This is a genomic window from Micropruina sp., from assembly GCF_047607385.1.
In the GTDB taxonomy this organism is placed as follows: domain Bacteria; phylum Actinomycetota; class Actinomycetes; order Propionibacteriales; family Propionibacteriaceae; genus Micropruina.
In genome coordinates this window covers 20,330-43,817 of record NZ_JASGDE010000141.1, presented here as the reverse complement: position 1 = coordinate 43,817, position 23,488 = coordinate 20,330, and the positions used below count along the sequence as shown (strand labels likewise).

Sequence of the window (23,488 nt, the reverse complement as noted above, 5' to 3'; positions counted from 1 at the left end):
GTACTGGTGGCCGCCGTCGCCGTGCTGGCGGGGCTGGTCTGGGGTGGCGCGGCGATCTGGTCGAACGCGACCAAGCAGCCGCTGCCGATGGACGATCAGTGCCGCGCCAGCGCCGACGGGGCGACGGTCACCCTCACGCCGGCACAGGCGGTGAACGCGACGATCATCACCTCGGTCGCGTTGACCCGCGGGCTGCCGGCCCGCGCGGTGACCATCGCGCTGGCCACCGCCTATCAGGAGTCCGGCATCCGCAATCTCGACTACGGGCACGCCGACTCGGTGGGACTGTTCCAGCAGCGGCCGAGCAAGGGCTGGGGCACGGTCAAGCAGATCATGGACCCGTACTACTCCTCGACGCAGTTCTACAAGGCGCTGGTGCGGGTGAAGGACTGGCGCACCGGCGACATCAACGACGTGGCCCAGGCTGTGCAGCGGTCGGGCCATCCGGACGCCTACCGCAAGCACGTCAGCAAGGCGCAGGTACTGTCCGCGGTGCTCACCGGCGGCACCCCGGGCGGATTCAGCTGCAAGATCGGGTCGCCGGGCAAGGCCGACGCCGCCGGTCTCGCGAGCCTGCTCGGCAAGGCGCTGAAGGGGCTGGCGGAGGCCAAGGTGACCGGCCAGACGGTGGTGGTGTCGGCCGACAGCGAGCGGAACGCCTGGGCGGCGGCGAATCTCGCCATCGCGCACACCGACGCCTACGGCATCGCCCGGGTCAGCGTCGGCGCCGCCGACTGGGTGCACGACACCCGCACCCTCGGCTCCTGGACCGGCATCGGCGGCGGCCGCACCGTCACCATCGCCTTCCGCTCCTGAGGTTCACGGCAGGGTTCTGACCACCGCCGCATCCCTCAACGCTTCCATAGGGTGACCCGAGCCACTTTCTCGTTGTTATGAACGGCGTTGCCGGCCGAGGTTCGGGGTCGAACCACTTTCTGGTTGATGTGGATACCCCCTCGGGGTATCTCGTATCCACCGGAATCCGGTTCGACGCCGACTGGCCGGGGCGGAGCCGGACGATAACCACCACAAATCGGTTCGAGGGGGCTCGGCATCCCGCGATTCAGCCGGCGGTGAGCCGGGCGGCCGCCGCGGCGATGCGTTCGTCGGTGGCGGTCAGCCCGACCCGGACGTGATCGCCGGACGCCGGGCCGTAGAAGTCGCCGGGGGCGACCAGGATGCCGCGCTCGGCCAGCCAGTCGACGCTGTCCCGTCCGGATTCGCCGCGGGTGCACCACAGGTACAGCGAGCCCGCCGAATGGTCGACCCGGAAACCGGACGCCTCCAGCGCCGGCCGCAGCAGTTCCCGGCGGCGCCGGTACCGCTCGCGCTGCTCGGCGACATGCGCCGAATCGGCCAGCAACGCGGCCATCGCCGCCTGTACCGGTGCCGGCACGATGCCGCCGGCGTGCTTGCGCAGTTCCCGCAGGTCGCCGACCAGTTCGGCGTCACCGGCCACGAACCCGGCCCGGTAACCGGCCAGATTCGACCGTTTGGACAGCGAGAACACCGCCAGCAGGCCCTCCAGCGAACCGCCGTTGACGTCCGGATGCAGCACCGAGACCGGCTCGGCGTCCCAGCCGAACTCGCCGTAGCACTCGTCGGAGGCCAGCACCGCGCCACGTTCGCGGCAATACCGCACCCAGGCCGCCAATTCGTCGGCGGACAGGATCACGCCGTGCGGGTTGGCCGGCGAGTTGATCCAGACCAGCGCCGGGCGCAGGTCGGCGATCTCCGCCGGGTCGTCGCAGGCCACCACGTCCGCACCCACCAGCCGGACCCCGACCTCGTAGGTCGGGTAGGCGATCCGCGGGATCACCACGACATCGCCCGGGCCGAGGCCGAGCAGGTGCGGCAGCGCGGCGACCAGCTCCTTGGTGCCGATCACCGGCAGCACACCCTCGTCGGCCACCGGGACGCTGTCCCAGCGGTCGGCGAGGTGGCTGCGGATCGCGGAGCGCAGCGCGGGCGTCCCCCAGGTGGTCGGGTAGCCGGGCGCATCGGACGCCGCGGCCAGCGCCCGGCGTCCCAACTCGGGCGTCGGATCGACCGGCGTGCCCACCGAGAGGTCGACGATGCCGTCCGGGTGCGCCAGGGCACGGGCCTTGGCACCCGCCAGGGAATCCCAGGGGAAGTCCGGCAGGTTACGGCCGCGGAGCCTCACTCGCCCTGCGGCGGCAGGCCGAGGACGTGCGGATGGTCGGCGTCGATCGGACCCATCTTGGCCGCGCCGCCGGGCGAACCCACGGTGTCGAAGAACTGCACGTTGACGTCGTAGAACACCTTCTGGTCGGCCGGAACGTCGTCCTCGTAGTAGATCGCCTCGACCGGACAGACCGGCTCGCAGGCGCCGCAGTCGACGCATTCGTCAGGCTGGATGTACAGCATTCGGTTGCCCTCGTAGATGCAATCCACGGGACACTCCTCCACGCAAGCCAGGTCTTTAACGTCGACGCAGGGCTGCGTGATGATGTACGTCATCTCGATCCTCTCCGAACCTTGTTGAATCGTGGAACACTCTAGCGTGCGAGGCCGGAGTCGAAGGGGGTGCCCATGGACGCAGTGAGCCGTCTGAACCCCCCGATCCGGCTCGGCGAACGGGTCAGTCTGCGGCTCAGCGAGCCGGCCCGCGACCTGATCGGATTCGTGATCGCCCTCGATCCGCTGACGCTGGAAGACCGGCACGGACGGCCGCACGTCGTGGCACCGGGCACGGCGCTGGCGGCCCGCCGGGTGGGGGTGTCGTTGGGACGTGACCCTCGGACCGCACCTCGAGAACTGCTGGACGACCTGGCGGCCCGGGCCGGGGTGACCGGGGAACCCGAACTGCACCGGATCAGCGACCTGTTGGCCGGACGCCCCGCGCCGGCGACGGTGCCGCCCGGTCGCGGCGGGTGGAGCGACGGACCGCTGCACGCCCGGGTGGAGGGGGAATGGCTGACCACCAACGTCACCGACCCGGCGCTGCTGGCCGAGCTCGCCTGGTGGGCCACCCGGCAGAACGCCCGCAGCATCCAGATCCGCCGCTGAAGAAGCGCTGAATCGGGGCCCGGCCCTGCCCGGCCCGCGGCCACACGCCGCCGACAAGGGATTTCGCCGAGTTCGACCGACCCGCTCGCCGGTGACCGGCGGGCTGCTTTCGGGGCTCAGCCCTGCTGGCGACGGCTTCGCGCGTAGATCAGGTTGACCAGGACGATGCCGATCCAGGCCACCAGGAGCCCGGGCATGCCGGCGGCGTCCGCGCTGATCGCGGTCAACGGGATGCCGATCGCCAGCGAGACGATGGCCAGCACGAACACCGTCTTGTCCTGACGCGGCTGCTGCATCGCCGGCGGGTACGGGTGCTGCGGCGCGTGCTGCGGAGGCGGCGCCGGCTGGGCGGGAGCCATCCCCGCGGCGGTGGGCGGGACCGGTGCGGTCGGGGGCTGGCTCCACAACTGGTCGTTGGTCGGCTCCCGGAAGTCCGCGCTGCTCATGTCGGCAAGCGTAGCCGCCTCCCGCGTCCGGGCCGTATCGACTCCGGATGGGCGCTGCCGCCAGCATCGGCCGGCCCTGGACCGGAACGGCGCGCAACGATGGGAGCCTGCCCGGGCGGCTCCGACCCGGGTTGCTCCGGCGGCTCGGCGACGCAGATGTCAGGCTGGGGGCATGCGAGGGTTCGTGCTGGTCGGCGGCTGGCCGGGATCGGGCAAGACGACGCTGTCCCGGGCATTGGCTGCGGCGCTCGCGGTCGACTACCTGGCCAAGGACGACGCCAAGGAGGCCCTGATGGACGCGCTCGGCGCACCGCACGGCGTCGAAGAGTCGCGACGGCTCGGGCGCGCCGCGGTGGCGGCGACGTTGCGGCTGGCGCAGGGTTGTCGGGCGGCGGTGATCGACTCCACCTGGTACCCGTACACGGCTCCGCTGGTCGCGGCCCTGCCCGGTCCGTTCGTCGAGCTGCGCTGCACCGTGCCGGTCGAGGTGGCCCGGCGGCGCTATCGCTCCCGACTCCGCGACCCGCGCCACCTGGACGCCGACCGGAGCGAAGCCGAGCTGTGGGGCAGCCCGGTGGAGCCGCTCGGCGTCGGTCCGCTGATCGAGGTCGACACCGCCCATCACATCGCCATCGACCGGTTGGCCGAACGGGTGCGCGCCACGCTCACCGACGAGTGACGACGCCTCCGTGGGGCGTGGGCGGCGGCGTCCGGGGGCAAGAGCCCGCACAGGATGCCCCTCCTACACTGGCGGCATGCCTCGCACCTCGTCCCTCGTCGTCGGCACGCTGGCCGGCCTCCTCACCCTGGGCGGCTGCAGCCAGGCCGGGGTGTCCACCGACGACGCCTACAAGGTGGGTTGCCCGGCACTCGACGCGGTGGCCGCGTCCGGCTCGGTGGTCGGCAAGGTGGCGCTGGCCGGGCTGGAGCAGCTCCGCGACTCCGGCAATGTCAGCGGCGACGCGAAGAAGTGGGTGGAGACGTCCATCTCCTTCCTCTCCGACCCGCAGAAGGTCAGCGAGGCGGACAAGAAGTTCGTCAAGGACGGCTGCGCCAACCACGGCTACCCGCTGAAGAACTTCTGACGTCGCCGTCCGGACGCCGGCGCCGGCTCAGCGAGCGGCGCGCCGCTCGGCCGCCTCGACGGTGTTGCGGAACAGCATCGCGATGGTGGTCGGGCCGACCCCGCCGACCCGCGGTGTGACCCAGCCGGCCACCTCGTTGCAGGCCTCGTCCACGTCGGGCAGCAGCCGCTTGCCCTCGTATCGGACGCCGCCGCCGACCACCACTCGACCAGGGGTGATGTGCTCCGGCTTGAGGATGCCCGGCACTCCGGCGGCGGCGATCACCACGTCCGCGGCCCGGGTGTAGTCGGCCCAGTTCGGGACGCCGGTGTGCACCACGGTCACCGCGGCATTGCCGCCCGGACGCTTCAGGGACAGCAGCATGGACAGCGGCCGGCCCAGCGTGAAGCCCCGGCCCAGGACCACCACGTGCCGCCCGGCCACCGGGATCTGGTAGTGCAGCAGCAGCGCCTCGATGCCGGCCGGGGTGCACGGCAGCGGGCCGGGCATGCCGAGCGCCAGGCGTCCCATGTTCACCGGGTGGGCGCCGTCGGCGTCCTTGTCGGGGTCGAGTTCGGCGAGCGCGGCCTCGTAGTCGAGGTGCCCGAGAATCGGGTGCTGGATCAGCACCGCGTCCACATCGTCATCGGCGTTGAAGTCGCGGATCGCGGCCACCAGATCGCTCTGCGTCGCGTCGCCGGGCAGCTGCACGTGGCGTCCACCGAAGCCAAGGGACGCCGCCCGCTCCTGCTTCATCCGGATGTAGCCGGCGGACGCCGAGTCGTCGCCGACCAGGATGGTTCCCAGCCCCGGGTTGTGCCCGGCGTCCCGGAGCGCCGCGACCCGCGGCTCGAGGTCGGCGAACACGGCATCGGCAACCGGCTTGCCCGGCATCATCACAGCACTCACAAGAGGTCAGCCTATGCCGTCCCGGACGGAGGGGTGGAGACGGCGTCGGTGGGACGAAAGGAACCGTCCCCAACGTCCCACGGCCGAGCTGGACGGCCGGCGCTGACGCAACCAAAGCGGAGGTGGCGACAGGCGGACCCCGGGCAAGCCCGGGATGACGTGGGCGGGCCTCAGGGCTTCTTGCCGCAGACCACCGGGGTGAGGGTGTTGTAGCGCCAGAAGAACGGCTCGGACTTCACCAGCTTCTTGCCCTGGTAGAAAAGCCGGTTGTAGCGGACGTCGAAGCCGCTCATCGCGCTTTGGGAGACGCAGCCGGGCGAGGGGTCGTATTGGGTGGGGCCGGGGCTGCGGTAGTTGCTGCGCACCGGGGTGGAGGCCTTCACCGTGTACCGCTTGGTCGACCAGACCCGCACCGTGACCGAACCGGTCTGGCCGACCTTGCCGGTGGTCCAGGCCTGCAGCACCACCCCGTAGGGCGAGTCGTTGCGGAACTTCATGTCGACGCTGACCCAGTCCAGGGTGGCCTCCCGTCCGACCGGGTAGCGGCTGAAGTACAGCGAATGCGGCTTGTGGTAGACGTCCTCGAGGCCGGCGAAGAAGATCGCGTTGAACGTCGTGGTGGTGGCCTGCGAGATGCCGCCGCCCTGCAGGGTCTTGATCTTGCCGCCCTCGATGCCGCCGCCGGCCATCCAGCCGGCCGCCGCGGTGCGCTTGCCCAGCGTGGCGTTCATGCTGAAGGTCTCGCCGGGCTTCAGGAAGGTGCCGTTGACCATCCGGGCCGCCTTGCCGATGTTGTTCACCCGGTAGGCCGATCCCGGGTAGTAGGTGGTGAACTTCCCGGTGATCTCCTTGACCCCGAGCTTCTTGGCGTCCTCGGTGCTGAACTTGGCCTTCTGCACGGTGGCTTCGACGGTGACGGTGCGTCCGTCGGTCTTGTCCAGGACGCCGAGCGCGGCCTTGGCCAGGGCGTCCGGGTCGAGACCGATGCCGTCGACGGCGGGGATGATCTTCGGCTTGCCGTCGGCGATGGTGATGTCGGCGTCCTTCGGCTGCTTCAGGCCGAGCCCCTTGATCTCCTTGCCGGCCGCGGCGATCAGCTTCTCGGCGTCCAGCGCGGCGGCCAGGGTGCCGTCGGCTGGCCGGAAGGAGAGCCCCGCGGCGATCATCGCCGGGCTCAGCTGGAACGATCCGGACGATCCGGTCTTGACGGTGATCGGCGAAGCCAGCGCCGCCTTGCCGACGGTGGTCGCGACCTGGTCGGCCTCGGCGGTGGTGACCTCCGGCTCGGTCTGCGCGACCACGGCCGCGACCTGGTCGGAGCCGGCGAACTGCGCGGCGAGGGCGTCCGCGGTCTGCGGCTGCTGCACGGTGACCCCCGGCTTGCCCTCGGTGCGGACGATGCGGGCGTCGGTGACGCTCAGGCCGGCGTCGGTCGGCTTCACGTCGGCCTTCTCGGCCAGCCCGGCGACGGCGGCGGCCAGCTTCGGCTGGTCGCGGGTGACCACCGGGGCCTGCTCGCCCCCGCCGGTCAGCACGGTGACGATGGTGAGCGGGTTCCAGCTGCGGCCGGCCCCGGACGTGGCCACGGTGGCGGCGTAGTCGATGCCGAGCCCGAGCTCGGCGGCGGTGGTCCGCAGCGTCTGGTCACCGGCGGTGACGGTCAGCGGCCGGGTCAGCCGCGGCCCGAGTTCGGCCTGCAGCCTGGCCGTCGCGTCCGCCGTGCTCAACCCGCCGATCGGGACGCCGGCCACGGACGCGTTCCGCGGCGTGCTGTCGCCGGCCATCAGGTAGCCGGCCAGGTAGCCGCCGGCCAGCACCGCCACACCTCCTCCGGTCACCCACAGGGCACGTCGGCGGCCACCCCGCGCTGGCTTGTCGAAGGATGTGGACACGGGCGCTCCTGAGGTTCGGCGTCGGGTGTCCGGTCATTTTACGTGAGCGGGCCGAACCCCGGTCAGCCGCCGAGGCCACCGTCCAGCCGGATCGCGAAGGGCAGGCTCAGCACCCCGTGGGCGGTCAGCCCGAGCCGGGACGCGGCGTCCGCGATCAGGGTGTCGAGGTCGAGCCGGGCCGGGGCGAAGGTGACCGCCCCGGAGACCGACTCGCTGGATTCGGCGGGCCGGAGCTGCTTCAGGAAGCCCAGCATCGAGACGGCCCGGGCGGCCACCTCGTCGCGGCGCAGCCCGGCCAGCGCGCAGGCCCGGTCGATCGCCGTGCCCATGCCGCCCAGATGGTCGATCAGGCCGCGCTGCTTGGCGTCCAGGCCGGTCCACACCCGGCCGTGCGCCAGCGGCTCCAGGACGTCCAGCGCCATCCCGCGGTCGGCGGCGGCCTTCCCGGTGAAGTCGGCGTAGATGTCGTCCAGTCGGCGATCCAGCGCGGCCCACTGCTCGTCGCTGAACCGGCTGTTCGGCGACATGAAGGACGCCCAGGCGCCGGCCGTCACGTCGCTCATCACCAGGCCCAGCTTCTCCTTGATCCCGGTGCTGACGAATTTGCCGGCCAGGACGCCGATCGACCCGGTCAGCGTGGTGGGCTGAGCGACGATCTCGTCGGCCGGCATCGCCACGAAGTAGCCGCCGGAGGCCGCCACGTCGCCCATGCAGGCCACCACCGGACGCCCCGACTCGCGCAACCGCAGCACCTCGCGGCGGATCGCGTCCGAGGCGATGTAGGAGCCGCCGGGCGAATCCACTCGGAGCACCACCGCCTTGACCTGATCGTCCGCGGCAGCCGCCCGCAGCTGCTGGCAGACCACCTCGGACGCCGCGACCGGCTGGCCGCCACCCTGCCGCGGCGGGCGTCCGGTGACGATCCCGCCGCGCACCTCGACCATCGCGACGGCCGGCTTCAACCGGGCCTGCACCAGCTCTTTCGCCGCCGACACCTTGCTGTAGCGATGCACGAAGCGCAGGCTCGCGGTCTCACCGGCCCAGGCCCGGCGGGCCTCGGCGTACACCTCGTCGCGGTACCCGATCCGGTCGATCAGGCCGTGCTCCCGGGCCTGCTCGGCGGTCAGCATGCCGGCGTCCACGCTGGCCCAGACCTGCTCGGCGCTGCGCCCCCGGCGCTGCGCGATGGTGTCGACCGCCCAGTGCGTGATCGAGTTGACGATCTGCTGCATCATCTCGGTGTTCGCCGGACTGATCTCGTGCGCCGCGTAGGTGTCGGCGGCGGTCTTGTACTCCTTGCGCTGCCCGAATTGCGGCTCCAGGCCCACCTTGTCGAAGACGCCGCGGAGCAGGGTGATCTGGGCCCGCAGCCCGCCCAGCCCGAGTTCCCCGGACGGCTGCAGCCAGACCTGCTCGGCGTGCGCGGCCAGGGTGTAGGGCAGCAGTCCGCCGCTGAACTCGCCGAACGATTCGGTGTAGGCCCAGACCGGCTTGTGCTCGGCGAAGCCCGCGATCAGGTCGGCCAGTTCGCAGCACTGCGAGGCGCTGATCGGGCAGGTGCCCAGGTGCACGATCAGGCCGGCGACCGCCGGGTCGGCGGCCGCCTCGGCCAGGCCGTCGCGCAGCGCGCGCATGGTCGGAGCGTTGATCAGCCGGAACGCCTCCAGCGGGTTGGCGGGGGCATTGCTCAGCACCGAGTGGTCCAGGTCGAGTTCGAGGATGACTCGGTCACCGGCGGGGGATTTGCGCAACAACGACGTCAGCATGGCGAGAGGATCCATGGCGACAGCGTATGCCGCTCCGGCTCGCCGACCGTGGACAACGCGAACCTGCCGCGGACGCCGAGCCGACGGATCGGTGGTCATCAGCGCGCCACCGCCGCACCGACCGGCCCAAGGTCCGAGGATGTGGGGATGATCACGCGTGAACAGTCTCGAATCCGGGCATGGCGCCGGATCGGCACACCGGCGGTGGCGACCGCGCTGATCGGCCTGGTCCTGGGCGGCTGCGCCCGGGTCAACCCGCTCAGCACCACAGCCCCCTCCGACACCCCTATCGCGTCGGCGTCCGGCACACCGGGGACATCCTCCGAATCTCCCTCGCCCTCCCTCTCCCCCAGCGCCCCGGCATCGGACGGCCCGGAGGTGGCGGCGACCGGGACCCTGAAGCTGTACTCCCCCGCCAGCACCAAGCTCGCCGGAACCTGCCGCAGCATCGCCGGCGTCCCCACCCTGACCGTGGCCGATCACACCAACGACTTCTTCGAGACCGTGGACGTCGTGGTGGCCCTGTCGGCGCAGAAGAAGGCGGTGCAGAAGCTGACCATCCAGCTGGGCGAGGACTCCGAACTGGTCAAGCGGTCGCTGAGCTACGACGCCGCCCAACCGGCCAAGGACACCTCGGCCGAAGTGACGGCGAAGGGGTCGGAGTACACGGTGTCCGGCAAGCTGGCCAGCGAGGAGAACGGCAAGGCTGCCGGCACCATGCCGGTGACGCTGGTGGTGACCTGCGCCGGCCCGGACTGGTAGCCGCCACCCCTGAGCACCGCCACCCCGAGCACCGACGCCCAGAGCATCGTCCCCCTGAGCGCCGGCTCCCTTGGGCATCGAAGGACTTCGGCGCCCAAGGGTCCGCGCTCAGCGACCCTGCGGGCCGGCTATTTCGCGATGGTGACGGAGACCTTCTTCTCCACGGTGGTGTAGCCCGGCTTGGTGCCGCGCACCACCACGCCGATGGTGGCGCCCTTGTCCTTGCCGGTGAGCTTGTAGCTGGTCTTGGTGGCCCCGGAGATCGGCGCACTGCCGCGGTACCACTGGTAGCTCAGCGCCACCGTGCCCGGTCCCCAGTCGCCGCCGTTCGCGGTCAGCGTCTTGCCCACCTTGCGGGTGCCGGCGATGGTCGGCGTCTTGGCGGTCAGCACGCCCTTGGCGACGGCGGCGGTGGGCTCCGAGGTCCGGCTGGCCGGGACGTAGCCGCTCAGGCTGCCGCTCACCTTGACCGTCATCGCCGCCCCGGCGTCGGTGGCGGTCAACAGGTAGCTCCGCTTGTCGGTGCCCTTGACGGCGACGCCGTCGCGGTACCACTGGTAGGACAGTACGGTCGCGGCCGGCGTCCAGCTGCCCGGCTGGGCGGTCAGGGTGCTGCCGACCCGGACGGTGCCGGAGATGGTCGGGGTGCTCGCGGTCAGCAGCCGCGGGACGGCTGCGGTGGCCGCCGAGACCCGGGTCACCGGCGCATAGCCGGTCTTGCTGGCCGTCACCGCGACGCTCAGCGTCGAGCCGGCGTCCGCCGTCGTCACCGGGTAGCTGGACTTGGTGGCTCCGTCGATCCGGGCGCCGCCGCGGTACCACTGGTAGGCCAGGCTGACCGGTGCCGGCGCCCAGGTTCCGGGTGCCGCGGTCAGCGTGCCGCCGACCTTCGCCTCACCGGAGACCGTCGGCGTCGGCGTCTGGGACAGGCTCAGCAGCGGCACGGCGGCGGTCTTGGCGGAGATCCGCACCGTGGTGGTGTAGAGCCGCCGGGATCCGGTCACCCGGACGCTCAGCGCGTGGCCGGCGTCCGACACCGTCACCGGGTAGCTGCTCGCGGTCGCGCCGCCGATCTTGGTGTCGCTGCGGTACCACTGGTAGCTGAGCCGGACCGAGCCCGGGCCCCAGCTGCCGGGCGCGACGGTGAGCTTCTGCCCGACGGCGGGCTTGCCGGAGATCTTCGGGGCGCCGGCGTCCAGGGTCATGAACAGCGCCGCCCAGGTTCCGGAGTCGACCACGCCGCTGGCGGTGCGGCCCGCCGACGCCTGGAACTGCTTGACCGCGGACGCCGTGTCGTCGGTGAAGCTCGACGACGTCCCGGCGTCGTAGCCGGCGGCGGCGAGCAGGGTGGCCAGTGCGCTGACCGCACCGCCCTTGGCTCCGCTGGAGAGCTTGACCGCCAGTGCACCCAGGGTGATCGGGCCGGCCTCCCCGTCCACGGTCAGCTTCTTCGCCTTCTGGAATTTCTTCACCGCCGCGACGGTGGCCGCGTCGTACTTGCCGGTGGTGGGAACCGCGTAGCCGGCGACGCCCAGCAGGTACTGGGCCGCGGTCACCTTGGCGCCGGAGTCACCCGAGACCAGGACCAGGTTGAACGGCACCACGTCGTGGTCGCGCAGGCCGTAGCTCTCGATCAGCTGGGTCAGCTTGGCCGCGTAGCCGGCGGCGTCCTTGGGGCGGTCCGCCGCGGCGACGGCCTTCACGTAGGCCGACACGTCGCCGATCGCCGCCCGTGCCGCGCTGTAGCCGGAATCTTCCGCGACGGCCGCGGCGTGCGCGGCGACGGAGTCCGCGATCGAGCTGAACTTGGCGTACTTGGTTCCGGAGATCGTCACGCAGCCGGACTGCAGCCGGCTCGCCGCGGACGCGGTCACTCCGTCGCTGCCGGCCAGCCGGAAGGTGGACAGCCGGCGCAGGCCGGCGTAGTACTTGCGGGTCTTCCAGTAGCTGAGCGTGGTCCGCACCACGCCGTAGGCACGGCTGCGGGCCTCGATGATCCGCCAATCGCCCCCGGAGAGCTTCTGAGTGAGCACCGCGACGTGGCCGATGCCGTTCGAGCGGGCCGGGTTGTTGCGCAGGAAGACCAGGTCGCCGACCTTGGGCGAGCCGGTCACCTTCTTGGTCGCGTCGTACTGCCAGGCGGCCAGGTCGGTGATCTTGTTGCCGGAGCGCCCGTAGAGCCACTCCACCAGTTCCGAGCAGTCGAATTTGGCCGGGTCGGTGTTGCTGATGGCTGCCTCGGCACCGAGCACGTACGGCTTGCCGACCTGGGCGTCGGCCAGCTTCGCGAACTGCGCCGGCGTCATCGCCGAGCTGCAGCGGGTGTTGAAGTAGTTCTTGGCCTGCTTGGCCGCCGAGGACGTCCCCCAGTCACTGTCGGCGATGGCCTGCGCGATCGACACCGAGGCCGGCACCCCGTAGTCCTTCTGCGCCTGCTGCGCCGGTCCGACCAGGCTCTTGATGAACGCCTTCTGGGCGGCCGAGATGGTAGCGGCACCGACATCCGGGACATCGGACGCGATGAGGCCGGCCGTCAGAGTCACAGCAACGGCCATGGACAACAACTTCGATGGGGGGCGCACATCATTTAGCTATCGACCGACCATTGCCCAAGGCAAGTCGCACCATGAGGATCTGCCCTCAGGTCTTCCTCAGCCGCGCCTATGACTAGGGGTTTTGCCGTGGACTTTTCCTCAACTAAACATTCAGAGTTGGGTTGAAAATCTCAGACAGACCGCTCTGCGGGACTGTCGGGCACCATCCGGATAACCGGCCGCCAACCCATCGAAAAGGACGCCGAAAAGGGCATCGGAATTACATTGGTGTAATTTATCGCGCATCCATGGAGAGCCTTGGAAACTACATTGATGTCATTTGTTCGGCGGTCGCCGGCGCCGCAGCGAGAGGCGTCCCCCAGCGCCCGGGACGGTGCGGTTCCGGACCGGAACGAGGACGGTCCGGGTGTGCTGCCCCTGGCAAGGCCCGCGCCGCTCGGCTGAGGTGCGGTTCCGGGCCGGAACGAGGACGGTCCGGGCATCGCGAGTGCGATGCCCGGACCGTTGGCTCGGTTCGGTGAGATCAGCCGATCAGCGCCCGGGCCTTGTCGGCCACCGCCTGCGCGGTGATGCCGTACTTCTCGAACAACAGCGCACCATCGGCGGAAGCGCCGAAGTGATCGATGCCGACCGCCTCGGTGTTGCCGCCGAGCAGGTCCTTCCACCCCACCACGACACCGGCCTCGACGACCACCTTCGGCGTACCGGCCGGCAACACCTGCTCGCGGTACTCGTCGCTTTGGGCTTGGAACCACTCCACGCAGGGCAGCGACACCACCCGGGCCGGCACCCCCTCAGCCTCCAGCGCCTCGGCCGCAGCCAGCGCCAACTGCAACTCCGACCCGGTGCCGACCAGGACGACCTTGGGCTCCGCGGAGGCCTCCTTGAGCACATAGCCGCCCAGCGCGGTGTTCTCCGCACCGGCCAGGCCGGACCCCTCGGAACGATCCAGGGTCGGCACGTTCTGCCTCGACAGGATCAACGCCGCCGGCCGGTTCTTGCTGCGCAGGATCTGCGCCCAGGCATGCGCGGTCTCGTTGGCATCACCGGGACGCACCACGTCCAGATTCGGAGTCAGCCGCAACCCCATCACCTGCTCGATCGGCTGATGGGTGGGACCGTCCTCACCGACACCGATCGAGTCATGGGTGTAGACGAAAATGGACGGCACATGCGACAACCCCGCCAGCCGCGGCGTGATCCGCATGTAGTCGACGAACGCCAGGAAGGTGCCGCCGTAGACCCGGGACAGGCCGTCCATCGTGATCGCGTTCAGGATGTTGCCCATCGCGTGCTCGCGGATACCGAAGTGCAACGTCCGGCCCCCCGGGGCACCGGTGAACTCGTGACTGGACCGCTCCGCCGGAATGAACGAACCGACACCGGCCATGGTGGTGTTGTTCGAACCGGCCAGGTCGGCCGATCCGCCCCACAACTCCGGCACCGCGCCGGCCAGCGCCGACAACACCTTGCCCGAAGCCGCCCGGGTCGCCATCGAACCCGGCTCGAAGACCGGCAGCGCCGCGTCCAGACCCTCCGGCGCCTCCTTGGCGAGCACCCGGTCCAGCAGCGCGGCCTTCTCCGGGTTGGCCGAACGCCACGCCTCGAACCGCGGATCCCACTGCGCCCGCAGTTCCTTGGCGCGAGCGGCAGCATTCGCGCGGGTCACGTCCACCACCGCGGTATCGACCGCGAACGGGACATCCTCGAAACCGAGCTCCTTCTTCAGCCCGCTGATCTCGGCAGCACCCAGCTTCGCGCCATGCACACTGTGATCGCCCGCCTTGGTCGGCAACGGCCACCCGATGATCGTGGTCACCTTGATGAAGTGCGGCTTGTCGGTGACCTGCCGGGCCCGCTCCAACACGTCGTACAGCTCGGCGACCTTCTCCTCGTAGCTGGTGAAACCGTTGGTGAAGTCGACGTGGTAGGTGTCCCAACCGTAGGCGGCATAGCGCGCCTGGACGTCCTCGGAGAACGCGATCTTGGTGTCACCCTCGATCGAGATCCGGTTGTCGTCATAGATCAGGAACAGATTGCCCAGCTCCTGGGTCGCGGCCAGCGAGGACGCCTCACCCGAGACCCCCTCCTGCATGCAGCCGTCACCGGCGATGCAGTACACGTCATGATCGAACACCGACTCGCCCGGCGCCGACGCCGGATCGTACAGCTCCCGCGCATGCCGGGCGCTCATCGCGAAGCCGACCGCGTTCGCCACCCCCGCACCCAACGGGCCCGTGGTGCACTCGACACCCTTGGTCAGGCCGAACTCCGGATGACCCGGGGTCAACGAATCCCACGTCCGCAAGCTCTCGATGTCGCCCAGCTCAAGACCGAAACCGTTCAGATACAACTGGGTGTACTGGGTCAGCGACGAATGCCCCGCCGACAACACGAACCGGTCCCGACCCAACCAACGCGAATCCGACGGATCCGACTTCATCACCTTGGCATAGAGCAGGTAAGCGATCGGCGCCAGCGACACCGCCGTGCCCGGGTGACCGTTGCCGACCTTCTCGACGGCATCGGCGGCCAGCACGCGGGCGATGTCGACCGCCTTCGCGTCCTGCTCCGTCCAGGTCAGATTGCTCATGGAAATCGTCCTCTCGGTGCCACGCCTCACTGCGTGGAGACATAGGTGAACCCAACGGCCCCAACCCTATTGGTTCCCCGGAGGCGGTGAGCAGCCGGTCCAAGCGAACGGAACGCAGACGAGCATCCGTTCAGCCGCGGCAGCGGCTCGGACGGACGTTCACCGGCCGCGGCTACCCCTCCAGCGCCCGGCCGGTCTGCTCGGGCAGCGCCAGGGCGGCACCGGCGGCGAGCAGGAAGGCCACCCCGAAGACGCCGAAGACCAGCACCATGCCGCCCGCGCCGAGCAGCAGCGGAACGCTCAGCGGCGCGATCATGGACGCGATCCGTCCGAACGCGGCCGCCGCGCCGGTGCCCTTGCCGCGCACCCCGGTCGGGTAGATCTCCGGGCCGACCGCGTACAGCGCGCCCCAGGCGCCCAGGTTGAAGAAGGACAGCGCGCAGCCGGTGACGATGATCATGGTCTCGGTGCTGGCGAAGCCGAACGCGGCCGCGGCCAGGGCCGAGCCGGCCAGGAACACCGACAGGGTGCTGCGGCGTCCCCACTTCTCGATCAGCCAGGCGGCGACGGCGTAGCCGGGCACCTGGGCGAGGGTGATGATCAGGGTGAACTCGAAGGAGCGCACCAGCGGGAAGCCGCGCTGCACCAGCAGGGTCGGGATCCAGGTGAACGCGCCGTAGTAGGACAGGTTGATGCAGAACCAGACCGCCCACAGCGCCGCGGTCCGGGCCCGGTAGCCGGGCGACCAGATCGAGTCGGTGGGGGTGGCCTTGGCGGCCGGGAGTTCCGGGCTGGGCACCGGGGCGATGCCGGCGGATTCCTCGAAGCCGCGGACGGCGGCCTCGGCTTCGTCCAGGCGTCCCTTGGCCTCCAGGAAGCGGACCGACTCGGGCAGTCCCCAGCGGATCACCGCCGCGTAGATGGTGGGCACCACGCCGACCGCCAGCGCCCAGCGCCAGCCGTCCGGGGAGGCCGGCACCACCAGGTAGCCGATCAGCGCGGCCAGGATCCAGCCGATCGCCCAGAACGCCTCCAGCGCCACCACCACCCGGCCCCGGATGGCCCGCGGCGCATACTCGCTGACCAGGGTGGACGCCACCGGCAGTTCGGCGCCGAGGCCGATGCCGACGACGAAGCGCAGCACGATCAGCATCGCCACGCTGCCGACCAGCGCGGACGCCCCGGTGGCGACGCCGTAGACCAGCAGGGTGAGCGCGAAGACCTGGCGGCGTCCGAGCTTGTCGGCGAGCAGTCCGCCGAGCGAGGCCCCGATGGCCATCCCGACGAAGCCGATCGAGCCGATCAAGGACAGCGTGCCCGAGTCGAGCTTCCATTGCGTCGCCAGGGCCGCCATCACGAAGGAGATCAGCCCGACGTCCATGGCGTCCAGGGCCCAGCCCAGGCCGGAGCCGACCAGCAGCCGGCCGTGCTTGCGGGTGAACGGAAGCCGGTCGAGACGCTCCGAGCGGGTCAGCGCGGTATCGAGGTCAGCCATTATTGGTCCTCCTTGCCAATAAGCTGCCTCAGTGTAGGCCCTGTCGCCGGGGCCGGGCGTCCGAGAGCGGCCGGATCGGACGCCGCCGTCGGCGGATCGGGCCAGCTGTCGGCGGGACCGGGCATGGGTCAACGGCCGGTCATCGGTCGGACAGGGCAACGGTCGGACAGGGCATCGGTCGGACAGGGCATCGGTCGGACAGGGCATCGGTCAGCGGCCGGTGCGCTCCCGCCACCGGGCGATCAGGACGTCCAGCGCCTCCAGTTCCACGCCGCCGCCTGCGAAGGCGGCCAGGCTGCGCATCGGCTGGGTGCCCATGCCGCGCAGGAAGGCGGGTTCCAGGATCACCGCCGGCGCCTGCCCGCCGGCGATCGCCTCGGTGAGCAGCTCGCGTCCGACCGGATCGGCCACCCATTCGAACAGCGTGGAGAGCCGGCCCAGCGGGGCGGTGACCGGCGGCGCGTCGATGTGCAGCGTCTCGGCGAGCACGATGTCGCGGGAGTTCCGGCCGATCTCGACCACGAACTCGCCGGCCTCGATCACCCAGCGTCCGAACCGTTCGGAGTAGTAGGCGAACGCCCGGGCGTCCAGGTCGATGGTCACCCGGGTGCTCTCACCGGGTTCCAGGGCGACTTTGGCGAAGCCCTTCAGTTCCCGGATCGGACGGTCCACCGCACATTCGGGGTCGCGCAGGTAGAGCTGCACCACCTCGGCGCCGGCACGGTCCCCGGTGTTGGTCACAGTGACGCTCACCGCGGCCCGCAGCGAGTCGTCCGCGGCCGTGCCGGAGATGTCGACGGCCAGGTTGGTGAGGTCGAAGGTGGTGTACGACAGGCCGAATCCGAACGGGAAGGCGACGTCCTGTTCGGCCTTGTCGTAGGCCCGGTAGCCGATGTAGATGCCTTCGCCGTAGTCGACGATGTGGTCCCCGCCGGGGAAGTTGAGGTAGGAGGGGTTGTCCTGCAGCCGCAGCGGCAGGGTCTCGGCCAGCCGTCCGGACGGGTTCACCGCGCCGCTCAGCACGTCGGCGATCGCTCCCCCGGACGCCTGCCCGCCGAGCCAGGCCTCGACCAACCCGCGGGCGTGCGGCAACACCGGACGCAGGTCGACCGGGGCGCCGTTGACCAGCACGACGACCACCCGCGGGTTGCGCCGGGCCACCGCGGCCAGCACGGCCAGCTGGTCGGCGGGCAGGTCGAGGTGCACCCGGTCGAAGCCCTCGGACTCGTCGAGATCCGGCAGCCCGATGAACACCACGGCGACGTCCGCACCGGCTGCCGCCGCGGCCGCCTGCCGGCGCAGTTCGGCCGGGTCGGCGTCCGGACCGTCGGGCAGCAGGTAGCCGGGGGCGAAGGTGAGGTTGCCGAATCGGGACCGCAACGCGTCCAGCGGGAGGTCGACCCGGGTCGGGTTGACCTCGGACGAGCCGGCGCCCTGGAACCGCGGGGTGCGGGCGAACTCGCCGATCACCGCGACGGACCCGGTTGCCGGCAGCGGCAGCAGCGCGTCGTCGTTGGCCAGCAGCACCACCGATTCGGCGGCAGCGGCCCGGGCCAGGGCGTGGTGGGCGTCGGCGTCGAAGGTCTCCTCGCGATCCAGCACGCCGATCCCCTTGGCGACCAGTTCCAGCACCGTCCTGGCGCGCGCGTCCAGCACCGCGGCGTCCAGTTCGCCGGCCTCGACGGCGGCGACCACGGCGTCCGGGCTGTGCGGCAGCAGCGGCGGCATCTCCAGGTCGGTGCCGGCCCGCAGCGCCGGGACCCGGTCGTAGACCGCGCCCCAGTCGGACACCACCAGGCCGTCGAAGCCGAACTCGCCGCGCAGCACCTCGTCGAGCAGCCAGTGGTGCTCGCTGGCCGGGGTGCCGTTGACGGAGTTGTAGGAGCACATCACCGTCCAGGGCCGGCTCGCCCTCACCACCCGCTCGAAGCCGGCCAGGTACAGCTCGCGGAGCGCCCGTTCGCTGACCCGGACGTCGATCCGCTGCCGGTCGGTCTCCTGGTTGTTGGCGGCGTAGTGCTTCACCGAGGCGCCCACGTCACCGCCGGACTGGATGCCGTCGACCATCCCGACGGCGAGCTCACCGGCCAGCACGGGGTCTTCCGAGAAGTACTCGAAGTTGCGGCCGCACAAGGGGGAACGCTTCAGGTTGATGCCCGGGCCGAGGATCACCGAGAGCTTCCGGGCGCGGGCCTCCTGGGCCAGCGCGACGCCGATCTGGCGGGCCAGGGCAGGATTCCACGACGACGCCAGCGCCGAGGCGGTCGGGAAGCAGGTGGCGGTGAGTTCGTCCTCGTTGACCAGGCCGCGGCCGCTCGCGGACTGGGAGCGCAGGCCGTGCGGGCCGTCGCACATCATGATCGCCGGGACGCCGAGCCGCTCGATCGGCCGGGTCAGCCAGAAGCTGGACCCGCTGGTCAGGGCGGCCTTCTCGGCCAGGGTGAGTTGCTGCAGCACGGCGGCGACGTCGAACGTCACGGATCCTCCTCGATCGGCCGGGCAGCGGCCCGGGACCGGTCAGTCTAGGGCGGGCCGTCCGCCCCCACCCCGGCCCCCAACCCCGCGCTCGCCTAACAATTTGGCGCTCGCTGAGTTCAGCGAGCGCCAAATAGTTAGGCGAGCGGCGGGACTAGGGTGAATGGATGCGGATCCTGCTGACCGGCAGTAACGGTTTCGTGGGCGGACGGGTGGCTGCGACTGCGCGCCGGCGCGGCTGGCAGGTGATCGGGCTGGGGCGCCAGCCGCGTCCGAACGGCCCGGTGGAGGCCTACCACCGGCACGACCTGGCCGATCCGCTGCGACTGGACGAGACGGTGGACGCGGTGGTGCATTGCGCCGCGCTGGCCTCGCCGTGGGCCCGTCCGGAGGCCTACCGGCGGGCCAATGTGGACGGCACCCGGCACGTCCTGGAGTGGGCCCGCTCCCACGGCACGCCGCCGGTGCACTACGTGTCGTCGTCCAGCGTCTTCTACATCCAGGCCGACCAGCTCGGCATCACCGAGGACTCCCCGATCCCGGCGCCGGAGCGGCAGATCAACGTCTACTCGCGCAGCAAGCTGGCCGGTGAGCGGCTGATGCGGGCCTACGCGGGCGCCTGGAGCATCGTGCGCCCACGGGCGGTGTTCGGACCCGGCGACACGGTGCTGCTGCCGCGGGTGGTGCAGGCCGCCAGAGCCGGACGGCTGCCGCTGCTGGTGCGTCGCGACCCGTCCCCGGTGCTGACCGACCTGACCCACGTCGACGTGGTGGCCCACTACATCGTCGAGGCGGTGGCTCACGGCGTCACCGGCGCGGTCAACCTGACCAACGGCGAGCCGGTCGAGCTGTACCCGTTCCTGTTCGGGCTGCTGGACGACCTGGGCCTGCCGCGTCCGGCCCGCCGGGTGCCGGTCGGGGCCGCGATGGCGCTGGCCAGGGGTTCGGAGATCGCCTCGGCCACCGTGCTGGGCTATCGCGAGCCGCCGATCACCACCTTCGGGGTGTCGATGTTCACCCACTCCAAGACCTTCGACGTGACCCGCTGCCGCACCCTGCTGGGCCCGCCCCCGTTCAGCGTCGAGGACGGTCGGCGCGACCTGGTGCAGTGGTGGCGAAACGGCGGGCACTGAGTGATGCCGGGCCTGGGACCGCTCGCTCTCTTGCACGACCACGTGGGGTACTGGACTGAAGCTCCTTGTCGCGCTCATGATGGATGCATGGAGAGCGAAGAGCAGGTCGCCGTCGTCTGGGGCTCCTGGCACGACGCCCCGCCGCTGCCGGACGACATCGACGACGTCGACCCCGAAGTCATCGAGTTGTTCGAGAACGGCGGCAAGTAGCCACAGCGGCTGCGGAGGACGTACCGGAGATCAGCCTTCCCGGCGCACCCGGCGGCGTTTGGCGGTCGGCGGCTCCACCGGCCAGGGCATCCCGATGATCTCGGGCACCACCAGGCCGCGGGAGCGCAGCAGCCCCTGCAGTGCCAGGTGCGCGGACGCCTGGGCGCGCTGCGGACGGACCGCCAGCCGCAGGCTGCCGTCGGTCCGCTGCACCAGCCGGAAGTCGGCCACCGCGGGAGCGGCCAGGATCGCAGCCCGGACGAAATCGGCGAACAGCGGACGAGTCTCACCCGCCGGCGTCGCGAACTGCAGCACGTCGTCGGCCCGACCCTCGATGCGGGCCACGGTCGCGAACGGCGAACCGCACGGGCAGGCGTCCGGTCCGGGCAGCAGCACGTCGCCCAGCCGGTAGCGGATGATGGCCTGGCTGCGCCGGTACAGGTCGGTGACGATCGGCACGAACCGGCCGCTGGCTTCGTCGATCACCTCGCGTTCGACGTGCACCAGGTCTTCGTTCAGGTGCAGCGTGCCGTGGCCGCAGCTGATCCCCAGGAAGCCCTCGGTGGCCTGGTAGACCTGCCGCACTCCGACCCCGAAGCCGGCCGAGACCCGGGCCGCGACGTCGTCGTCCAGGACATCCGCGATCGAGTAGACCACCGGGGGCGGGGCCGGTGCAGACCAGCCCGGCCAGCGGGCGGCGAGGTCGTCCAGCAGCTGCGGCGGGGCGGCCAGCACGGTCGGCGCGAACGCCCGCAGTTGCTCGGCGACGGCGTCCGGATCGAGGGCGAGGTCGATGTAGCGGAAGACGACCCGGCCGCCGTCCACCGACTGGTAGAGCGGGCCGCCGGAACGCAGCACCAGCGCCACCCGAGCCGGTTCGCGCAGGCTGGGCAGCGCCTTGGCCAGCACGGTGCCGGCCCAGCGGGCCCGCTCCTGCGGCGAGGTGAGGAAGACGCCCTGGCGTCCGGAGGTGCCCGACGACAACCCGACGCTGACCCCGGCCAGGGTGGCGTCGAAGGTCCGCGCGGCCTCGGCCTCGCGGGCGGCCGCCAGGCACTCGTCGAGGCTCAGCCCGCGATCGTTGAGACCGTCGAAGTGCTCCAGCCAGCCGGCCTTGTCGAGCACCGGGAAGGCGTCCAGCTCAGTCGCCTCGACGCCGGCGTGGTACGGGAACACCCGGCGGGCCCGGCCGAGCACGGCCCGCAACCGCCGGCGCTGGTACCGCTCCAGTGCCCCCCGGCTGCCGAACCGGCGCAGCCGGGTGCCGAGCAGCGCGCCCAGCACGCGCCACCGGTCAGCCACGGCCACCGACCCGATCGAGGCTGGCGACACAGTGCGACGGCACGATCGCCAGTTCGGGACGGTCCGCGTGCAGCCGGGTCAGCTCACCGACCACCTCTTCACAGCGCGGCCGGTCGCCACGCAACGGCGGCGGCGGCAACTCGCCGTGGGTGAAGGCACGCTCGTTCCACACCGCGTCCCCGACCAATAGGACGCCGTCGGCACCGACGCGCGGCAGCCACAGCCCCAGGTGTCCGTCGGTGTGCCCGGGCAGCGGCAGCACGAACGCCGCGCCGTCGCCGAACAGGTCGTAGCCGTTGCGCAGCCGCCCGCCCAGCCCGGTGCCACCGACCGCCAGCCCGGCCAGCGGCAGCAGCCGATCCTCGATGTCGTCGGGTAGCAGCGCGGGCACGAAGCCGTGCCGGGTGTTCACCCAGGCCGAGCGAGTTCGCCAGCCGGACGCCAGGGCACCGTCCCCGACCACCACCCGGGCCTCCGGGAAGTCGCGCAAACCGGCGACGTGATCGCCGTGCAGGTGCGAGAGCACGATCAGCCGGACCTGCTCGGGCGCGACGCCGCGCTGTCGCAGCTGGGTCACCACGGCGTCCGAGGCATCGCAGGTCACCGGCAGCAGCGCCGCGTACAGCCGGTACGGCAGCGCCGCGGTCGCGGTGTGGAAGCGGGGCGCGTAACCGGTGTCGAACAGCGCCACCCCGCCGTCCGGGTGCGGGATCACCGCCACCGCGGACGGGAACTCGATCGGTCGCCAAGCCCCGCCGCGGCGGACGAACCGCTCCAGCTGGACGCAGTGCCCGGCGATCAGCAGCGCGAACCCGTCCCTCGGAAATCCGGTCATCGGAACAGTCTCTCCCTCATCGAGCCGTTCAGTAGCGCAGCACCGCGCCGCCGAACAGCAGCCCGGCGCCGGTGCCGATCAGCAGGCACAGCTGGCCGCGGCGCAACCGACCGGTGTCGACGGCGTGGGCCAGGGCGGTCGGCATGGACGCCGACACCTGGTTGCCGCGCTCGGCGAGGATGTCGATCACCGTCCCGGGACGCACCGGCAGCCGCTCGCGGAGGAACCGCAAGCCCAGCCCGGACGCCTGGTGCGGCACCACCGCGTCGATCGCGTCCGCACTCACCCCGGCCTCGGCCAGCAGCCCGTCCAGGAAGCCGGGCATCTCCCGGGCAACCAGCTTCATCATGCCCAGGCCGTCCATGGTGAACAGGTAGTCGTCCGGGCTCGGCGGCGGGGTGATCGCGTTCCACCGGGTGCCGCCGGCCGGGATCCGGCACAGCCCGGCCGCGCTCGGGTAGCCGGTGAGCCGCAGCGCCAGGATCTCCGAGCTCGGCGACCTCTCCAGCAGCACCGCCGCGGCGCCGTCGCCGAACAGCGCGCTGGATTCCAGGTCGGCGTGGTTGAGGCCCTTGGAGGCGATGTCGACGGCCGCCACCGCGACCCGGCGCCACCCTCCGGCGGCCATCCCGAAGCAGGCCTGCTGCAGGGCGGTCAGGAAACCCAGGCAGGAGGCGTTGACGTCGAACGCCTGCAGGACGCCGTCGCGCGCCCCAAGCCGGGCCGCGGTCAGCATCGCGGTGGTCGGCATCGGTTGCTCCGGCGCCACCGAGGCGACGATCAGGGCATCCAGGTCGTCGACGCTCCAACCAGCCCGGTCCAGCGCCTGGGCAACGGCGTCCGCGGTCATCCCGAGGCTGGTCTCGTCCGGCCCGATCCAGTGCCGCGCGACCACCCCGGAGCGGGCCAGCGTGGTGCCGGACGCTCGGCCGTGAGCGGCGTCCAACTCCGCCGAACTCACCCGCACAGCGGGGGTGTGACTGCCCACCGAGACGATCCGAACCGGCCACGACATGGCGGC

Annotated in this window: 20 protein-coding genes; 7 read left to right on the top strand and 13 right to left on the bottom strand. The window is 71.3% G+C overall.

Annotated elements, in window-relative coordinates; all coding sequences use genetic code 11:
* The first annotated feature begins 6 nt into the window (after nucleotides 1–6).
* Entirely contained in the window at nucleotides 7–816 is an 810-nt protein-coding gene (locus QM582_RS12705; protein WP_415084933.1) for a hypothetical protein, read from the top strand.
* 247 nt (nucleotides 817–1,063) lie between these two features.
* Here QM582_RS12705 and dapC read toward each other — a convergent pair whose 3' ends face one another.
* Entirely contained in the window at nucleotides 1,064–2,164 is a 1,101-nt protein-coding gene (dapC, locus tag QM582_RS12700; protein ID WP_415084932.1) for a succinyldiaminopimelate transaminase, read from the bottom strand.
* Nucleotides 2,161–2,481 carry a ferredoxin gene (gene fdxA, locus QM582_RS12695; protein WP_415084930.1) on the bottom strand — a complete coding sequence of 107 codons (321 nt, stop codon included), beginning with the start codon at nucleotides 2,479–2,481 and terminating at the stop codon, nucleotides 2,161–2,163. The genes dapC and fdxA overlap by 4 nt, the downstream gene beginning before the upstream one ends.
* Nucleotides 2,482–2,553: 72 nt before the next feature.
* Here fdxA and QM582_RS12690 point away from each other — a divergent pair, with 72 nt between their 5' ends.
* Nucleotides 2,554–3,030, top strand: a complete 477-nt coding sequence (locus tag QM582_RS12690) for a hypothetical protein (protein ID WP_415084928.1) — start codon at nucleotides 2,554–2,556, stop codon at nucleotides 3,028–3,030.
* A gap of 116 nt (nucleotides 3,031–3,146) precedes the next feature.
* Here the strand turns inward: QM582_RS12690 and QM582_RS12685 are convergent, their stop codons facing one another.
* Nucleotides 3,147–3,476, bottom strand: coding sequence for a hypothetical protein (locus tag QM582_RS12685; RefSeq protein ID WP_415084926.1), 330 nt, complete (start codon nucleotides 3,474–3,476; stop codon nucleotides 3,147–3,149).
* Nucleotides 3,477–3,648: 172 nt separating this feature from the next.
* On the opposite strand from QM582_RS12685, the gene QM582_RS12680 reads away from it, so the two are divergent.
* Together QM582_RS12680 and QM582_RS12675 are read left to right on the top strand one after the other, a co-directional pair.
* Nucleotides 3,649–4,155 carry an AAA family ATPase gene (locus QM582_RS12680; RefSeq protein WP_415084924.1) on the top strand — a complete coding sequence of 169 codons (507 nt, stop codon included), beginning with the start codon at nucleotides 3,649–3,651 and terminating at the stop codon, nucleotides 4,153–4,155.
* A 76-nt stretch (nucleotides 4,156–4,231) separates the two neighbouring features.
* A complete protein-coding gene (locus QM582_RS12675; protein ID WP_415084922.1) occupies nucleotides 4,232–4,561 on the top strand; it encodes a hypothetical protein in 330 nt (109 codons plus the stop codon).
* A gap of 27 nt (nucleotides 4,562–4,588) precedes the next feature.
* Here the strand turns inward: QM582_RS12675 and QM582_RS12670 are convergent, their stop codons facing one another.
* The 3 genes from QM582_RS12670 to sppA form a co-directional block, all read right to left on the bottom strand.
* On the bottom strand, nucleotides 4,589–5,449 hold the full coding sequence (locus QM582_RS12670; protein ID WP_415084921.1) for a bifunctional 5,10-methylenetetrahydrofolate dehydrogenase/5,10-methenyltetrahydrofolate cyclohydrolase: 861 nt from the start codon (nucleotides 5,447–5,449) through the stop codon (nucleotides 4,589–4,591).
* A 170-nt stretch (nucleotides 5,450–5,619) separates the two neighbouring features.
* On the bottom strand, nucleotides 5,620–7,341 hold the full coding sequence (locus QM582_RS12665; RefSeq protein ID WP_415084919.1) for a VanW family protein: 1,722 nt from the start codon (nucleotides 7,339–7,341) through the stop codon (nucleotides 5,620–5,622).
* Between the two features lie 62 nt (nucleotides 7,342–7,403).
* Nucleotides 7,404–9,122 carry a signal peptide peptidase SppA gene (sppA, locus tag QM582_RS12660; RefSeq protein ID WP_415084918.1) on the bottom strand — a complete coding sequence of 573 codons (1,719 nt, stop codon included), beginning with the start codon at nucleotides 9,120–9,122 and terminating at the stop codon, nucleotides 7,404–7,406.
* Nucleotides 9,123–9,254: 132 nt separating this feature from the next.
* Between sppA and QM582_RS12655 the strand changes: the two genes are divergently transcribed.
* Nucleotides 9,255–9,869 carry a lipoprotein LpqH gene (locus tag QM582_RS12655; protein WP_415084916.1) on the top strand — a complete coding sequence of 205 codons (615 nt, stop codon included), beginning with the start codon at nucleotides 9,255–9,257 and terminating at the stop codon, nucleotides 9,867–9,869.
* Between the two features lie 128 nt (nucleotides 9,870–9,997).
* Here QM582_RS12655 and QM582_RS12650 read toward each other — a convergent pair whose 3' ends face one another.
* The 4 genes from QM582_RS12650 to QM582_RS12635 form a co-directional block, all read right to left on the bottom strand.
* The gene (locus QM582_RS12650; RefSeq protein WP_415084914.1) at nucleotides 9,998–12,424 is read right to left on the bottom strand and encodes a peptidoglycan-binding protein; all 2,427 of its coding nucleotides are present in this window, start codon (nucleotides 12,422–12,424) and stop codon (nucleotides 9,998–10,000) included.
* Nucleotides 12,425–12,947: 523 nt separating this feature from the next.
* On the bottom strand, nucleotides 12,948–15,017 hold the full coding sequence (tkt, locus tag QM582_RS12645) for a transketolase (RefSeq protein ID WP_415084912.1): 2,070 nt from the start codon (nucleotides 15,015–15,017) through the stop codon (nucleotides 12,948–12,950).
* Nucleotides 15,018–15,189: 172 nt separating this feature from the next.
* Nucleotides 15,190–16,512, bottom strand: a complete 1,323-nt coding sequence (locus QM582_RS12640; RefSeq protein ID WP_415084911.1) for an MFS transporter — start codon at nucleotides 16,510–16,512, stop codon at nucleotides 15,190–15,192.
* A gap of 210 nt (nucleotides 16,513–16,722) precedes the next feature.
* Nucleotides 16,723–18,990, bottom strand: a complete 2,268-nt coding sequence (locus tag QM582_RS12635) for a glycoside hydrolase family 3 C-terminal domain-containing protein (protein WP_415084909.1) — start codon at nucleotides 18,988–18,990, stop codon at nucleotides 16,723–16,725.
* Between the two features lie 164 nt (nucleotides 18,991–19,154).
* Here QM582_RS12635 and QM582_RS12630 point away from each other — a divergent pair, with 164 nt between their 5' ends.
* Together QM582_RS12630 and QM582_RS12625 are read left to right on the top strand one after the other, a co-directional pair.
* The gene (locus tag QM582_RS12630) at nucleotides 19,155–20,120 is read left to right on the top strand and encodes an NAD-dependent epimerase/dehydratase family protein (protein WP_415084907.1); all 966 of its coding nucleotides are present in this window, start codon (nucleotides 19,155–19,157) and stop codon (nucleotides 20,118–20,120) included.
* Between the two features lie 87 nt (nucleotides 20,121–20,207).
* Nucleotides 20,208–20,330 (top strand): hypothetical protein, encoded by a 123-nt coding sequence (locus tag QM582_RS12625; protein WP_415084906.1) that lies wholly within the window; start codon nucleotides 20,208–20,210, stop codon nucleotides 20,328–20,330.
* A gap of 30 nt (nucleotides 20,331–20,360) precedes the next feature.
* Here the strand turns inward: QM582_RS12625 and QM582_RS12620 are convergent, their stop codons facing one another.
* Genes QM582_RS12620 through QM582_RS12610 form a run of 3 tightly spaced genes read right to left on the bottom strand, consistent with a single transcriptional unit; the run spans nucleotide 20,361 to nucleotide 23,482 of the window.
* Nucleotides 20,361–21,632, bottom strand: a complete 1,272-nt coding sequence (locus tag QM582_RS12620) for a F390 synthetase-related protein (RefSeq protein ID WP_415084904.1) — start codon at nucleotides 21,630–21,632, stop codon at nucleotides 20,361–20,363.
* Nucleotides 21,625–22,467 carry an MBL fold metallo-hydrolase gene (locus tag QM582_RS12615; RefSeq protein WP_415084902.1) on the bottom strand — a complete coding sequence of 281 codons (843 nt, stop codon included), beginning with the start codon at nucleotides 22,465–22,467 and terminating at the stop codon, nucleotides 21,625–21,627. The genes QM582_RS12620 and QM582_RS12615 overlap by 8 nt, the downstream gene beginning before the upstream one ends.
* Before the next feature lie 28 nt (nucleotides 22,468–22,495).
* Nucleotides 22,496–23,482 (bottom strand): 3-oxoacyl-[acyl-carrier-protein] synthase III C-terminal domain-containing protein, encoded by a 987-nt coding sequence (locus tag QM582_RS12610; RefSeq protein WP_415084900.1) that lies wholly within the window; start codon nucleotides 23,480–23,482, stop codon nucleotides 22,496–22,498.
* Between the last annotated feature and the right edge of the window lie 6 nt (nucleotides 23,483–23,488).

Bases quoted from the DNA above. Each gene is read 5' to 3' on its own strand.
- QM582_RS12655 (WP_415084916.1), top strand. From the start codon at position 9,255: ATGATCACGCGTGAACAGTCTCGAATCCGGGCATGGCGCCGGATCGGC.
- QM582_RS12610 (WP_415084900.1), bottom strand. From the start codon at position 23,482: ATGTCGTGGCCGGTTCGGATCGTCTCGGTGGGCAGTCACACCCCCGCT.
- QM582_RS12650 (WP_415084914.1), bottom strand. From the start codon at position 12,424: ATGGCCGTTGCTGTGACTCTGACGGCCGGCCTCATCGCGTCCGATGTC.
- QM582_RS12625 (WP_415084906.1), top strand. From the start codon at position 20,208: ATGGAGAGCGAAGAGCAGGTCGCCGTCGTCTGGGGCTCCTGGCACGAC.
- sppA (WP_415084918.1), bottom strand. From the start codon at position 9,122: ATGGATCCTCTCGCCATGCTGACGTCGTTGTTGCGCAAATCCCCCGCC.
- QM582_RS12680 (WP_415084924.1), top strand. From the start codon at position 3,649: ATGCGAGGGTTCGTGCTGGTCGGCGGCTGGCCGGGATCGGGCAAGACG.
- QM582_RS12630 (WP_415084907.1), top strand. From the start codon at position 19,155: ATGCGGATCCTGCTGACCGGCAGTAACGGTTTCGTGGGCGGACGGGTG.
- tkt (WP_415084912.1), bottom strand. From the start codon at position 15,017: ATGAGCAATCTGACCTGGACGGAGCAGGACGCGAAGGCGGTCGACATC.
- QM582_RS12685 (WP_415084926.1), bottom strand. From the start codon at position 3,476: ATGAGCAGCGCGGACTTCCGGGAGCCGACCAACGACCAGTTGTGGAGC.
- QM582_RS12690 (WP_415084928.1), top strand. From the start codon at position 2,554: ATGGACGCAGTGAGCCGTCTGAACCCCCCGATCCGGCTCGGCGAACGG.
- QM582_RS12675 (WP_415084922.1), top strand. From the start codon at position 4,232: ATGCCTCGCACCTCGTCCCTCGTCGTCGGCACGCTGGCCGGCCTCCTC.
- QM582_RS12640 (WP_415084911.1), bottom strand. From the start codon at position 16,512: ATGGCTGACCTCGATACCGCGCTGACCCGCTCGGAGCGTCTCGACCGG.
- QM582_RS12615 (WP_415084902.1), bottom strand. From the start codon at position 22,467: ATGACCGGATTTCCGAGGGACGGGTTCGCGCTGCTGATCGCCGGGCAC.
- fdxA (WP_415084930.1), bottom strand. From the start codon at position 2,481: ATGACGTACATCATCACGCAGCCCTGCGTCGACGTTAAAGACCTGGCT.